Consider the following 13,865-nt stretch of genomic DNA (forward strand, 5'->3'; position numbering starts at 1 on the left):
TCGTCACCCTACCCAGCATTGCCTTTCCGCTCAAGGAGTCCCATGCGTCTTTCCACCCTTTTCGCCCTGACCGGTCTGCCGCTGCTCGCCGCCTGCCAGTTTCTCGCTGCGCCGAGCGCACCGCCGGCCCCGCAGCGCCTGGCGTGGGAGCAGCGCCCGGCGGAGTGCGCGCGCGAGCGCTGCAGCCTGGTCAATGTCGACACCCTGAAGTTCGCCGACGAACCGCGCCTCACCGCGCTGATCGAGCAGGCCCTGCTGGCTATGACCCGCGAGAACGCCACACAGGCACTCCCCGCCAGCCTGCGCGTGCGTGGCGACGAGTTACTGCACGAGCAGCCCGAGGGCTGGGAGACCTGGCTGCAGGCCAAGCTGATCGACAGTCACGACGACCTGCTGGTGGTCGAGTTGTCCAGCTACCTGTACCGCGGTGGCGCCCACGGCATGCCGGGGCGCGGCTTCCTCAACTATTCGCAGCGCGAGCAGCGCGTCCTGCGCCTCGACGACCTGCTGCTGCCTGGCCAGGAGGCGGCCTTCTGGCAGGAGGCCAGCGAAGCGCACCAGCGTTGGCTGGCCTCCCAGGAAATCGACGATCCGGCGGAGTTCCGACGCAGCTGGCCGTTCCAGCCCACCACCAATATCGCCCTGCTGCGCGACAAGGTGCTGCTCAAGTACGACGTCTACGCCCTTGCCCCCTATGCCATGGGCCATCCGAGCCTGGAGATTCCCTACGCACGGCTGGAGGGGATTCTCAGGACAGAATACCTGCCGGCGAATGCGCACGGCTCATCCCGCTGAGGCGCGACGATAGGCGGTCAGGCAGTCGGGGATCGGAAGGGGATCGGAAGGGGATCGGAAGGGGATCGGCGCGGCGTGGCGTGGCGCCCGGGAACAGCAAGGAGGGGAAAACTGGAGCCCATGGGCGGATTTGAACCGCCGACCTCTCCCTTACCAAGGGAGTGCTCTACCCCTGAGCTACATGGGCTGGGTGGGCGCGCAGTCTAATGGCCTCGGCGGCGTTCGTCTACTGCAAAATCAACGAGTTACGCGAAAACGCAGCATGCGCCGGGGCGCAGACGACAACGGGCCGCAAGCGGCCCGTTGTCTCTCAGCAGGTGAGTATCACACCTTGTGGTACAGCTGCGAGCCTTGGGCCTTGAACTCGGCGGCCTTGGCCTGCATCTCGCGCTCCAGCTCGGCGGTTTCCAGCTCGACACTGTCGATCTTCTCCAGGCCGGCGGCGTAGTCGCGCACTTCCTGGGTGATCTTCATCGAGCAGAACTTCGGCCCGCACATCGAGCAGAAGTGCGCGACCTTGGCCGATTCCTTCGGCAGCGTCTCGTCGTGGTAGCTGCGCGCGGTGTCCGGGTCGAGGCCGAGGTTGAACTGGTCCTCCCAGCGGAACTCGAAGCGCGCCTTGGACAAGGCGTTGTCGCGGATCTGCGCGCCCGGGTGGCCCTTGGCCAGGTCGGCGGCGTGCGCGGCGATCTTGTAGGTGATGATGCCGGTCTTCACGTCGTCCTTGTTCGGCAGGCCGAGGTGCTCCTTCGGCGTGACGTAGCAGAGCATGGCGCAACCGAACCAGCCGATCATCGCCGCGCCGATGCCGGAGGTGATGTGGTCGTAGCCCGGTGCGATGTCGGTGGTCAGCGGGCCGAGGGTGTAGAACGGCGCCTCGTCGCAGCACTCGAGCTGCTTGTCCATGTTCTCCTTGATCATGTGCATCGGCACGTGGCCCGGGCCTTCGATCATGGTCTGCACGTCGTGCTGCCAGGCGATCTTGGTCAGCTCGCCGAGGGTTTCCAGCTCGCCGAACTGCGCGGCATCGTTGGCGTCGGCAATCGAGCCCGGACGCAGGCCATCGCCCAGCGAGAAGCTGACGTCGTAGGCCTTCATGATCTCGCAGATCTCGTCGAAATGCGTGTAGAGGAAGTTTTCCTGATGGTGCGCCAGGCACCACTTGGCCATGATCGAGCCGCCGCGGGAGACGATGCCGGTGACGCGCTTGGCGGTCAGCGGCACATAGCGCAGCAGCACGCCGGCGTGGATGGTGAAGTAGTCCACGCCCTGCTCGGCCTGCTCGATCAGGGTGTCGCGGAACAGCTCCCAGGTCAGGTCCTCGGCGATGCCGCCGACCTTCTCCAGCGCCTGGTAGATCGGCACGGTGCCGATCGGCACCGGCGAGTTGCGGATGATCCACTCGCGGGTCTCGTGGATGTGCTTGCCGGTGGACAGGTCCATCACGGTGTCCGAGCCCCAGCGGATGCCCCAGGTCAGCTTGGCCACTTCCTCCTCGATGGAGGAACCCAGCGCCGAGTTGCCGATGTTGCCGTTGATCTTCACCAGGAAGTTGCGGCCGATGATCATCGGCTCCAGCTCCACGTGGTTGATGTTGGCGGGGATGATCGCGCGGCCGCGGGCGATTTCCTCGCGGACGAACTCGGGCGTGATCTCCTTCGGGATGGCGGCGCCAAAGCTGTGGCCCGGATGCTGCTGGGCCAGCAGGCCGGCCTCCCGGGCTTCCTGCAGCTTCATGTTCTCGCGGATGGCGACGTATTCCATCTCGGGCGTGATGATGCCCTTGCGCGCGTAGTGCATCTGGGTGACGTTGGCGCCGGCCTTGGCCCGGCGCGGGTTGCGCACGTGGGCGAAGCGCATCTTGGTCAGCTCGGCGTCGTTGAGACGACGGTTACCGAACTCGGAGGTCAGCCCCGGCAGCTTCTCGGTATCGCCGCGCTCGTCGATCCAGGCGCTGCGCACATCGGCCAGGCCCTGGCGCACGTCGATCTGCACGTTCGGGTCGGTGTACGGTCCGGAGGTGTCATAGACCAGCACCGGCGCGTTCTTCTCGCCGCCGAAGTCGGTGGGGGTATCGGCCAGGGAAATCTCGCGCATCGGCACGCGGATGTCCGGGCGCGAACCCTGGACGTAGACCTTGCGGGAATTGGGCAGCGGCTGGACGGACTGCTGGTCCACCTGGGCGGACTCGCTCAGGTTCTTGAATTCGGTGGCGCTCATCGACGGGAATCTCCACGGCACGCGGCAGGAAATGTCGGAGCGAACCTGAAGCAGGAGAGCCCTCGCCGCACGGCGAGGACGTCTTGTTCCCTACGCGGGTACTAGCCCGATCAGGTTCAACGGGATTCGGAACTGTCCGATCTCAGCCTGCGACTCCAGGCACCCCGACAAGAAAACCCGAGTAGTCTAATTGGCCTCTGCGGGTGGGGCCAGTGGTTCGGACGAGTGTACCGCTGCCGCCCGCTCCTCAGGATGCAGCCGGCCCCTCTGCCCCACTCAGTCGCTGCTGATGGATCCAGTCGACGATTTCGCCATCGGGCTTGTAGCCATCCACGGTGGCCCGCAGGATCTGCCGCACGCGCTGGAAATCGTCCGATTTGACGGCAGCCACCAGATCCTCCAGCACCGGGCGGAACTCATCCCAGGCCAGATGAGCCTCGTTGGCGCGCATGATCATCGGGTGCTCGGTGGGCGTCACGTTGTCGCCGATCAGCAGCTCCTCGTAGAGCTTCTCGCCCGGGCGCAGGCCACTGAACTCGATAGCGATATCACCCCTCGGATTCTTCTCGCTGCGCACCGACAGGCCGGACAGGTGGATCATCTTCGCCGCCAGCACGGCGATGCGCACCGGCTCCCCCATGTCCAGCACGAACACGTCGCCGCCCTGGCCCATGGAGCCAGCCTGGATCACCAGCTGCGCCGCTTCGGGGATGGTCATGAAGTAGCGGGTGATGTTCGGGTGGGTCACAGTCACCGGCCCGCCGCGCCTGATCTGTTCACGGAACAGCGGAATCACCGAGCCGGAAGAGCCCAGCACGTTGCCGAAACGCACCATGGTGAAGCGGGTCTTGTTGACCTGCCGTACACCACTGGCATCGTCATAAAGCAAAGGCGCCTGCTCGCCACTGAGCGCCTGCAGCACCATCTCGGCCAACCGCTTGGTTCCACCCATCACATTGGTCGGCCGCACCGCCTTGTCGGTGGAGATCAGCACGAAGTGCTTCACTCCGGCCTGGATCGCAGCCTGGGCAGCATTCAGCGTGCCGATCACGTTGTTCAGCACACCCTCGGCGACATTGTGCTCGACCATCGGCACGTGCTTGTAGGCCGCCGCATGGTAGATGGTATCCACCTTCCAGGTGCGCATCACATCCAACATCCGACGATGATTGCGGATCGAGCCCAGGATCGGCACCAGCGTGAGGTTCAGCGCCTCACGACACACCAACCGCTCCAGTTCCTCATGGATGCTGTAGAGATTGAACTCGCTGTGCTCGAAGAGGATCAGCGTGGTCGGGGCCTGGGTGATAATCTGTCGGCACAGCTCCGAGCCGATCGAACCGCCGGCGCCAGTGACCATCACCACATTGCCGCGAATGCAGCGCTGAAACAGCTCGGGACGCGGTGCCACGGCATCGCGGCCGAGCAGGTCGGCGATGTCCACTTCTTGGAGGTCTTCCACCTTCACTCGCCCACTGGCCAAATCCATGAAGCCTGGCACCGAGCGCACATGCAGCGGAAAAGCCTCCAGCGCAGCAAGAATGTCACGACGCCGTGCCCGACTGGCTGATGGAATCGCCAGCAACACCTCGCTGGCACCGGTCTCCTCGATGAGCTGGGGAATATGCTTGGGTTTATAAACCTTCAGACCAGCGATGATCCGATTGGCCAGACCGCTATCGTCATCGATGAACGCGACAGGGCGCATGACACGCCCCATGCGCAAGGCGGCCAGCAATTGATTACCTGCCGCCCCGGCGCCGTAGATCGCCACCTTGGGCAGGTTGCTGGCATAGTTGAGACGAAGAGTCTGGTCGGAAATGAACCAACCACCCAGAAAAAACTGGCGCAACAGCAGTCGCAACCCGCCGACCAGAAGCAGGCTCAACCACCAATAGTTGAAGACCATCGAACGGGGCACGAACGCCGGCACATCGCGACGCCAGTAGACCGCCAGAGCCAGCAGCAAAGCGGACAAGGTGACGGCCTTGAGAATCGCCAGCAACGCATCGTTGCCCAGATAACGCATTACCGCCCGATACATGCCCGTGCGGACATACAGGGGAATGGCAATCACGGGGGCCAGCAGGAACAACCAGGCATGTCCGCCCAGCGGATCCACCTGCTCGGCGCTACCCAAACGGACGACAAAGGCCAGCCACAGGGCCAGCCAGACCAGCAGAACATCCACAGCCACCTGCATCAGACGCTTGTGGCTGCGCTTCAGACCCAACAACCTCTTGCGGAACATACGCACTCCGTAAGCTGAAACATGCCACTCGCCATCGGGCAAGCAGGCATCGCGCCACTGGCATCAGTCCTTCCTGACGACTCGATCTCCCGCGCCCTTGCCGGCCACGGTCATGAATATGTAGCGGAAATAGTCTTTCCCCGAGAGGCTCTGGATCATCTTCTGATCCATTTCCGCCAGCAGAGCCGGAGTGGACATGTCGACCCCGCTGACCTGCGCCAGACCGGTAATCCCCGGACGCACGGCATACACTCCCCGCCTGGCGCGCTCCTCGGTCAGCTCCTGCTGATTGAACAGTCCGGGACGCGGCCCCACCAGACTCATCTCGCCCTTGAGCACGTTCCACAACTGGGGCAGCTCGTCCAGCTTGGTCCGGCGCAGGAAATGGCCGAAGCGAGTGATCGAGGAGCTGCTGGCCAGGTGGGTAGCGACCGAGGCGGTATCCAGCTTCATGGTGCGGAACTTGAGCAGCGTGAAGGGCTGTTGATCCCGCCCGACACGCACCTGGCGGAAGATCGGCGAGCCGGTATCAAAAAGGCCGATAAGGGTCAGCAACAACAGCAACGGAAAGCCAAGCAGCAGGCCCAGCAGCGAAAGGACGATGTCAAAAAAACGAATCACAGGCTCCATCCCCGAAACAAACCGCTCAATGTGGCAGGCTGAAACAACGTCGCAGCCCCTCCTCCAGCGAACAGGGCGGCGTCCAGTCCAACAACTCGCGAGCCCTGGCAATATCCACCTGCAGCGAGCCAAGCAAGCGCTGCGCCATCGCCTGCCTGCCCAGCAGCGTTGCGCCCAACTGCAGCAAAGCCGCCGGCACGGGAATCAACCGCGCCGGCCGGCCCATGGCCCTGGCTACCGCACGCAGCAACTCAGTGGTGGAAAGATCCTCGCCATCACCCGCCAGAAACACCTGATTGGCAGCAGCTGGATGATCGATGCAGTGGATAAGCAGATCGACCAGATTATCGATGCCGACGAGTGAGCGCTTGTTGTGAATGGCGCCAAGGGGCAATGGCATACCCTTCTCGATCAGACGCCCCATGCTGGCAAAGTTGCCTTTTACGCCCGGGCCATACACCAGCGGCGGCCGGATGATCACCAGCTCCATGCCGGACTCCTGCGCCAGAACACGCAACGCCTGTTCTGCCTCCTGCTTGGAGCGCGCATAAGGATCGAGCGGACACAGCGGACTGTCGGCGGTAAACGGCTGCCCTGCGCTGGTCACCACGCCATGCACCTTGACCGTGCTCAGATAGATAAAGCGCCGCACACCAGCGGCAGCCGCAGCCCGCGCCAACTGGAGGCTGCCATGCACATTCACCGCACGGAAATCGGCTAGCGGATCGCTACTGGTTTCCCGCATCACATGCACACGGGCAGCGCAGTGCACCACCACGTCCACTCCAGCCAGCAGAGCCGGCTCAGCCGGCAAATGGGCCAGATCGCCAAGCCGGCGTACCGTCGCAGCGACCTCACCCGATGCGGCGCGTACACCTGCCAGCGCCCGATAGCCTGGCTCGCGCCCCAGCCGCTCAAGAAGCGCCCGACCTACGAAGCCGTTCGCCCCGGTGACCATCACTGTCAATGACATGACCTCTCCAGTACCTGCAGGATGTCATCGGCCATCCCCCGCATGATCCGTTCGCGGTTATAGCGACTGACAAAATCCTCACGGGACGTGAAACCCAACCGCAAGCTATCCAATACCTGCACAGCACCGGCAACATCGCACGGAGCAAATACTGCGGCATTGGGCACCTCACGACGAATGAAGTCCGCAGCGAACCCTGCGACTCCCGCCCACAGAGGCTTGCCGGTAGCGGCATACTCGAACAACTTCGACGGCAGAACCCGACGAAAAGCCTGCAAATCGTTCAGGTGCAGGAACAGCACATCGGCCTGGCGGTAAGCCTCAACCAGCTGCTCGCGCGACACCGGCGACAGCAGCTCGACATTATCCACTCCGGCCAGCGTCCGCTTCAGCTGCTCGATGCGTCCGCCATCACCAAAGATGCGGAAGGTCGCCCGCCCACGCAACTGGCGCGCCAACTCCGGCAGGATCAGGTGCATGCCCTGCCCCTCGCCGATATTCCCCGCATAAACCACCTGCAGCGGTTCGCACGGCGCCCCCCCATCGTCCAGCCCCGCGACGGGGCTGGCGAACAAACTATCCACGCCATTGGGGAAACAGGCGAACTCGCGTCCCGGATAGCGGGCCTGGAAATAGGGCAAGAACCCCGCCGACACCAGGTTGACTCGCGCAGCACGTGCTACAGCCCAGCGCTCGAGCCGATCGAATGCCCCGAGCAGCGGCTTCCAGTACCAAGCCGTCAGCAGCTCGCGCATGTTCTCCACGAAGATATCGCGCAGGTCCAGATACAACGGCGCAGCCCTGCGACGTGCCAGCCAGGCCGCCAGCACCGCTGTCATCAATCGCGATGAGGTACCGATTACCAGGTCATAGCGCTCATCGCGCGACAACTGCAGCGCCCGACGAGCGAAATGCACGAAGGCGCGCGCCTGATCGAAGAAGCCGCTGCGATGCCCCGGTATGGCGATACGCCGCACCCGCACGCCGTCCATGTGCTCCTCGGTCTCGGCCTGCCGGCTGAATGAATGGTAGCGATTGGGCTGGGTGGTCAGCACATCGACCTCCAGCGCACTCCCGCCCCGGGCGAGCAGCGCCTCGACCAGGGCACCGGCACGGAACGAGCCGGCACACAGATCGGGGGGATAGAAGAAGGTCACCAGCAGAACACGCCGGGGCATGAATGGCTCGCGCATCAGGCGCCGGACCGCCCTGCCTGCACCAGCTCATACAGCGCAACCAGCTCCTGCTCCTGGGCTTCCCAATTGAGCACCGCTGCCGCCGCACGCGAACGTTCGGCGTAATGGCTGCGCAGCCCGGCGTCCTGTACCAGGGTGCGCAGCGCTGCGGCCAGCGCCGGCGAATCACCCGGCGGCACCAGCAGGCCGAGATCGTGACCGCGCACCACGCGGCGGATCTCCGGCAGATCGGAGCTGACCACCGGCAGGCCGGCCTGGACATACTCGAACAGCTTGTTGGAGTCGGTGGTGAAGTGATTGAGGCAGGTGTTCTCGATGGGCTGCACACCGATGTCGGCCGACGCGGTATAGGACGGCAGGTCAGCCAGGCTCACCGTCGGAATGAAGCGCACGCGCTCCTCGAGGCCAAGCTCGGCACAGACTTGCCGCAAGCGGCCTTCCAGGCGACCACCACCGATGTAGACGAAATAGGCATCCGGAACATCGGGAACCACCCGCAGCAGTCTCTCCAGCCCACGCCCCTGCTGGATACCGCCTTGGTAGAGGATGATCGGCCACGGCTGAGTCAGCCCCAGTTCCTCGCGAATGCGGTTGGAGGCCAGGACCTGCTGATGACGCGGGCGGTTCTGCAACACCACAGGGCGCGGCACGCCATAGGCACGAGCGAAGAACTTGGCGCGCGCCTCGGTGGTAGTGATGGTGCCCTGCGCCTTCGGCATCAGGAACTGCTCGACGCAACCGACCAGCTTGCGAAAGCTGGAATAACCCTCGCGGCTGGTGCTGATCTCATGGGCGTCGTAGACCAGCCTGGCTCCGGAGAGCTTCGCCGCCAGCCAGGCGGTGGGCAGCACGTTGACGTCGTGGGCATGTACCACGTCCGGACGATGCGCGACCATCTGCCGGCACAGCCCGGCATGGGTCCACAGCCGGGCGATGATGCGCAGCACCTGGGTACCCAGCCCCATGCGACCGATCGGCGCGCTCGCCGCAGCCTGTGCCGGAACGCGCCGCGCCGACGCAGCAGCTTGCCCACCTACACTCACGCCACGCCTGCCCTTGCGCCACGTCCATAGCGGACTGCGCGCCACTCGCACCACCCCGACCCCGCAGGAAACGACTTCGCGCTCCTGAGTAACCCCCGGCGTATGCAAGGCGAAGACCGTTACCTCATGTCCGGCCTGCTGCAGGGTTTCCGATTCCTTGAGCACACGGGCATCGTTGCGGAATTCGTTCCAGACGATCATGGCAACTCGCATCATGCCCTTTCCATACCCCGAACTATCAAAATCAAATCTATCCTTCCTTCCAGAAGGAACTGCCTGCTCACGGTTGAGCACTAGCGATCTGCAAGCTCTCGCTTACAGCCAACAATTGCGGCAACAACGCACAAGCTTCGCGGTAATACTGACGCTGGCACTGTCTTTCGACGGCAGCCAACAGTGCACATAAACGCACATCATCCAGATTGACCTCACTCAGCTCACTCCGTTGCCGGCAAGCGAGTTCGAGCGCCGCTTCCAGTCCTTCGCCCGTTTCTGGCCAATCTGCACCCAGCGGCTCAAGACTCCAGCGCCCCCAATAAAGAGCCAGCACTCGGCCCTCCTCCGTGATCTGCAGACTATCAGCCAGCAAGTCGGGGTTTACGATAACCAGCGGCAAACCACGCAAACGCAGGCGCAGCTCAGCAAGGCACGAGGACAACCGCTCCACCAGTTGCAGATCCTCCAGCGAGTCAACAGCCAAACGCAGACGATCAATCAGCTTTTCATCCAAGCGCTGCCATAGCAGCGGCCGCGAACACTCGTAGCGGGCAACCAGTTCGGCGGGGGGCTCCACTCCCATCAATGCGGTGCGCAGGCTGGCGACATGCGTCCGCAACTCCCGCGGCACCACGGTCTGACCGCATGGGTCAGCAAAAACATGGCAGTGCACGCCCTGCACCAAGTCAGCACCCAGAAAATGCGGTGCAGGCAGACCGGGCATACCTTCGACCATCAACCCCGCCTCATGCAGGGCCAACGCTCTGCGATTGGTATTGAACAGACGGACCAGATAACGACCGACCAGCTCGCTATCGCGCCAGGCCTCGACCGTCAGAGCCAGCACATCAGCCACACCTGTCTGCCGCCAACTCGACTCCAGTCGCACATCGTCGAGGTCAGCCACATTTCTCAGTACAGCTGCCAGCCAGGTCTGTCGCTCGCTCCGCTCAACCAGATCCCAAACACCCTGTCCTGTCTCTCGGGCGAGGCGTCCAGTGAACACGTGCTCCTGGAAGAACAGAGCATCCAGCTGCGGCTTGCGAGCATACAGCCCCGCGAGGTCGCCAACAGTCAGCGCTAGATGGCGAAACATTTGCCGCAGCAGTAGCAACGATAGAACCGCTATCAGCACCGAAAGGCTGGCACCCAGCAAGTTGTTCGCGACGATGCCGGCGAAACCTGCAAGGAACCCAAGGGATCCCAGTCCCTCGACCACACGTGCCGGCTCGGCCAGCCAACGCTGCCTAAAGCGGGTACTCCAACGCACCAAGCCCATGGCGACGAGCCATGCCAGCAACACATACCCTGCGAAAAACAGCGCTAGCGCCGGGTAGATGACCGCCAGCACAGCGGAAGCCATGAGCGTGAAGATCAGCGCTGCGACGCTGCGCGCGTAGCGCTGGTAGCTGCGACTAGCCACCTCGTCCTGGTTTTCGAAGAGGGTCAGCTTCCTGGTGCTGGCCAGCAAGCGTTCGGCGCCATGTGAGGCTGCTGCCGTGATGACCCTCTCGGCCAGCAGGTGAGCCAGGAAGAACAGTACTGCAAGTGAGCTCAAGCCGACGATCAAGTAACTGCGCTCCAGCTCCCGCAGAAACGCCGGAAAGTATTCCGGCGTACGTGGAGAGCCCAGCAGCAGAATGACCTTGAGCGGCATCAAGGAGGCGAGCAGGAAGGCCAGCTGAGAGCCAAGCGTGGCAAGCACGATCAGTAAGGTAGCCAACGGCACTCCTCGCACGAACTTGGCACCTAGCCTCCAGGACCAGCGTAGGGCCGGCAGCATACTCATCGTCCAGTCCCCCAGGTGCTGCTCGGATCAGCGCCCATGAGTGCCAGCGACATCAACACTCCGCACTCTCAAGCTGCCGGTAAACTCTTTAGAATACTTACCTGTCCCATCGGCTACAGCCGGATAGAGACCAACTTCCACCTCCGTCACCCCACGATCTAATGGCAGGTAGGCATAGAGCATTTGATTATCGCCTTCAAAGGTAACGCTCACGTTTTGCTGTTGCATATTATCCTTTGCCTGCAACTGTCCTGGCTCACAGTGCAGCAGTACATCATGGGTACGCAGCTCAGCTCCTTTTGTCCACACACGCAATAACGGGTTACCTCTTCGACAACCGACAAACTGTACACGGACCATCAGGCCATTGCTGCCATTCACAACCTTACCCAACTCACGTCCTCGTAAGCGGTAACGCATGACATCATAGTTGTCGGCACGCCCATCGGTGATCCGAACAACCCCCCCCTCCTCAATGGAGCGACTAACAGATGCATTCCAAACTTTCTCTCGTCCATCTCCGAGAAGGGGGTACCATAAAACTCCGGGAGCGCTGAATCGCCCTAAATTTCTACTCAGAGACGACGACAATACCGCCCCATTAGCAGCTTTACTTACGCCCCCCCCCAAATCGGAGAAGAATGACGGCAGATCACCTTGTTCCAGCAAGGCTCGGCCGGTTGCCCATGAACCATCCATACTCAAATGTGTTTTATCAAAATAGAGAGGTTCCTTATTCAGGTAAGCACTGCAACGTCCATCCCGACACAGAACACTACGTACGTCGAAATAATATACAGAGGGGCGAGCATCAGCCAGTGCAGCGAGAAATCGGTTTGGCTCGGACTGGCCACGATCGGCCTCGTATCCAGCACTCTGGCAAGACATCATTGTTAGCTTGATCGCTTTTTGGTCGCATTTCCGATCCAGCGCTAGGAAACCCGGCACCTGCCCGAGAATGATCACGCGCTTACCTTGTGCCAACAGAGCATCAATCGTCTGCTCGACAGCAAGACCAAAATCAGGATTAGCTTTGAAATATGTACTCCAAGCGCCACCAATAATAACTGTCGAATAGCGACCAATATGCTTTCTGACCATTTCAATCGAACGCAAGCATGGCTCAACACGATCAGGACGTAAAACTTTCAAAGCTTTATCCGCCCCAGAAAAAACTGGCGGGCAGCTGCTGTGCGCAACATTCCGGAAGGCGAATCCAGCATGCCTCGCAATCATACCTAGAACCCCAACATAGTGGGCAGCATTTGAATCACCCCATAGCAGCACATCCGGCTCACCCACGGAATTCAAAACACACGCATCGGAATTCAAATCCTGCGCTTTGACTTCCCATCGCTGGCATACGTACGGATACCGATAAGCAGGCAACGCCGGCTCCAACGACGTCAGCGCACGGCGGTAATCGTCATTAGCGAAATAAACCCCATATCCATTAGTAATAAAAAGACCTGAACACACCAATAGCACGACCAGAGAACCAGCACCAAAAAATCCTATCACAGTACGATCGAAACTCCACCGCAACTGGCGACAAGGTTTCTCCACATACCGATAACTGAACACCGAGAGCGCCAGCATCAGTACCAAAAGAAGTCCTCCATCGAGAGCATCGACAGCCCCAAAGGCGTAGCGATAGAACGCCAACACTGGCCAGTGCCAGAGGTACAGCGAATAGGAAACAAGCCCTACTAGCACCAACGGACGCAACGACACCAACTGGCCAATCTTATTCGAACCACCACTCCCGGCCAGAATAAACAATGCCGCCCCCAGAGTGGACGGCAAGGCATTGGCACCGGGAAATCCCATTCCCTCTTCAAGCCAAGCCAAACTGGCTGCAATCAGGCCGATGCCTGTTAGACCAACCAGTGTAGCGACTGGGGGCGTCAACACACGCCTATTTCCCGAGAGCCAGATTGCTAGCATTGCGCCTATCAGCAGTTCGCCGGCACGCGTCGGCAGCATGTAATAAGCGAACATTGGCGCTCGCTTCAATAAAGCCTCAGCCAGCACAAAGGAAGCGAGGCCAAGCAATAGAGCCAGTAGCAGCAGACGTATCGTCGACATACGGCCGACCAAAGAGACAAGGAGCAGCGGCCAGAAAAGATAGAACTGCTCCTCCACACCGAGCGACCACAAGTGCAGCAGAGGTTGCAAGCGGCTATCATCCGCAAAATAGCTAGTATCCAAAAAGTAGGTGAAGTAGATATTGGCTGCCGATAGCACAGATGCCCCAGCCGAATAAGCCAACTGAAGATTATCCGCAGGAAGCAATACAAACTGACCAACCACGAGAACAGTCAGCACAACCACAAACATTACAGGCAGGATGCGCAGAATACGCCTGCGATAGAACTCACCCCAAGAAAATCCGCCGGGCGACCGCATATCTTTGATGATATTTCCGGTAATCAAAAAACCCGAAATAACAAAAAATATGTCAACCCCAACAAAACCGCCTGGCAAAAAATCAGGATCTATATGAAAGAACACTACAGCCAGAACAGCAATAGCACGCAACCCATCAATATCCGGCCTATAATGGCTTTTTAAATCATGCCCCTGACGCGCCATCGAAATACCCCCCTACTCTCTAAAAATCCCGGCCTGCCGACAGAGGCGCCAGTAAAAACCAAGTCACTTCTTGAAAAATAAAAGCCTAGCAGCCCCCAAAAGCTCACGACTAAAATGCCAATGACCTTTCCACAGGAAGACTGCAAGGCTTATCGCCGGGACACCT

9 protein-coding genes, 1 tRNA gene and 1 riboswitch are annotated in these 13,865 nt (G+C 61.1%); of the genes, 1 reads left to right on the forward strand and 9 read right to left on the reverse strand.

All coding sequences use genetic code 11. The annotated features are described in order from the left end of the window. Positions 1-42: 42 nt before the first annotated feature. A complete protein-coding gene (locus BLT78_RS14040) occupies positions 43-795 on the forward strand; it encodes an RsiV family protein (RefSeq protein WP_090349559.1) in 753 nt (250 codons plus the stop codon). Positions 796-907: 112 nt separating this feature from the next. On the opposite strand, the gene BLT78_RS14045 is transcribed toward BLT78_RS14040, so the two are convergent. The 9 genes from BLT78_RS14045 to BLT78_RS14085 form a co-directional block, all read right to left on the reverse strand. Continuing rightward, positions 908-982 (reverse strand) — tRNA-Thr (locus tag BLT78_RS14045). Between the two features lie 137 nt (positions 983-1,119). Next, positions 1,120-3,015, reverse strand: a complete 1,896-nt coding sequence (gene thiC, locus BLT78_RS14050; protein WP_090349560.1) for a phosphomethylpyrimidine synthase ThiC — start codon at positions 3,013-3,015, stop codon at positions 1,120-1,122. Positions 3,016-3,085: 70 nt separating this feature from the next. Then, positions 3,086-3,192: riboswitch (TPP riboswitch) on the reverse strand. Between the two features lie 70 nt (positions 3,193-3,262). Next, on the reverse strand, positions 3,263-5,266 hold the full coding sequence (locus BLT78_RS14055; RefSeq protein ID WP_090349561.1) for a polysaccharide biosynthesis protein: 2,004 nt from the start codon (positions 5,264-5,266) through the stop codon (positions 3,263-3,265). A gap of 63 nt (positions 5,267-5,329) precedes the next feature. Further along, positions 5,330-5,887, reverse strand: a complete 558-nt coding sequence (locus tag BLT78_RS14060; protein WP_090352326.1) for a sugar transferase — start codon at positions 5,885-5,887, stop codon at positions 5,330-5,332. A gap of 25 nt (positions 5,888-5,912) precedes the next feature. Then, positions 5,913-6,860 carry a UDP-glucose 4-epimerase family protein gene (locus BLT78_RS14065; RefSeq protein ID WP_090349562.1) on the reverse strand — a complete coding sequence of 316 codons (948 nt, stop codon included), beginning with the start codon at positions 6,858-6,860 and terminating at the stop codon, positions 5,913-5,915. Further along, positions 6,851-8,053 carry a glycosyltransferase family 4 protein gene (locus tag BLT78_RS14070; RefSeq protein ID WP_231975632.1) on the reverse strand — a complete coding sequence of 401 codons (1,203 nt, stop codon included), beginning with the start codon at positions 8,051-8,053 and terminating at the stop codon, positions 6,851-6,853. The genes BLT78_RS14065 and BLT78_RS14070 overlap by 10 nt, the downstream gene beginning before the upstream one ends. Further along, positions 8,053-9,300, reverse strand: coding sequence for a glycosyltransferase family 4 protein (locus tag BLT78_RS14075; protein ID WP_231975633.1), 1,248 nt, complete (start codon positions 9,298-9,300; stop codon positions 8,053-8,055). Before BLT78_RS14075 ends, BLT78_RS14070 begins: the two co-directional genes overlap by 1 nt. 79 nt (positions 9,301-9,379) lie before the next feature. Continuing rightward, on the reverse strand, positions 9,380-11,038 hold the full coding sequence (locus BLT78_RS14080; RefSeq protein WP_090349565.1) for a hypothetical protein: 1,659 nt from the start codon (positions 11,036-11,038) through the stop codon (positions 9,380-9,382). 93 nt (positions 11,039-11,131) lie between these two features. After that, a complete protein-coding gene (locus tag BLT78_RS14085; protein WP_090349566.1) occupies positions 11,132-13,699 on the reverse strand; it encodes an acyltransferase family protein in 2,568 nt (855 codons plus the stop codon). Positions 13,700-13,865 lie beyond the last annotated feature (166 nt).

Source organism: Pseudomonas oryzae, from assembly GCF_900104805.1.
GTDB classification, from domain to species: domain Bacteria; phylum Pseudomonadota; class Gammaproteobacteria; order Pseudomonadales; family Pseudomonadaceae; genus Geopseudomonas; species Geopseudomonas oryzae.

Excerpts from the sequence above, each read along its gene's own strand:
- BLT78_RS14040 (WP_090349559.1), top strand. The coding sequence starts at position 43 with ATGCGTCTTTCCACCCTTTTCGCCCTGACCGGTCTGCCGCTGCTCGCC.
- thiC (WP_090349560.1), bottom strand. The coding sequence starts at position 3,015 with ATGAGCGCCACCGAATTCAAGAACCTGAGCGAGTCCGCCCAGGTGGAC.
- BLT78_RS14055 (WP_090349561.1), bottom strand. The coding sequence starts at position 5,266 with ATGTTCCGCAAGAGGTTGTTGGGTCTGAAGCGCAGCCACAAGCGTCTG.
- BLT78_RS14065 (WP_090349562.1), bottom strand. The coding sequence starts at position 6,860 with ATGTCATTGACAGTGATGGTCACCGGGGCGAACGGCTTCGTAGGTCGG.
- BLT78_RS14070 (WP_231975632.1), bottom strand. The coding sequence starts at position 8,053 with ATGCGCGAGCCATTCATGCCCCGGCGTGTTCTGCTGGTGACCTTCTTC.
- BLT78_RS14075 (WP_231975633.1), bottom strand. The coding sequence starts at position 9,300 with ATGATCGTCTGGAACGAATTCCGCAACGATGCCCGTGTGCTCAAGGAA.
- BLT78_RS14085 (WP_090349566.1), bottom strand. The coding sequence starts at position 13,699 with ATGGCGCGTCAGGGGCATGATTTAAAAAGCCATTATAGGCCGGATATT.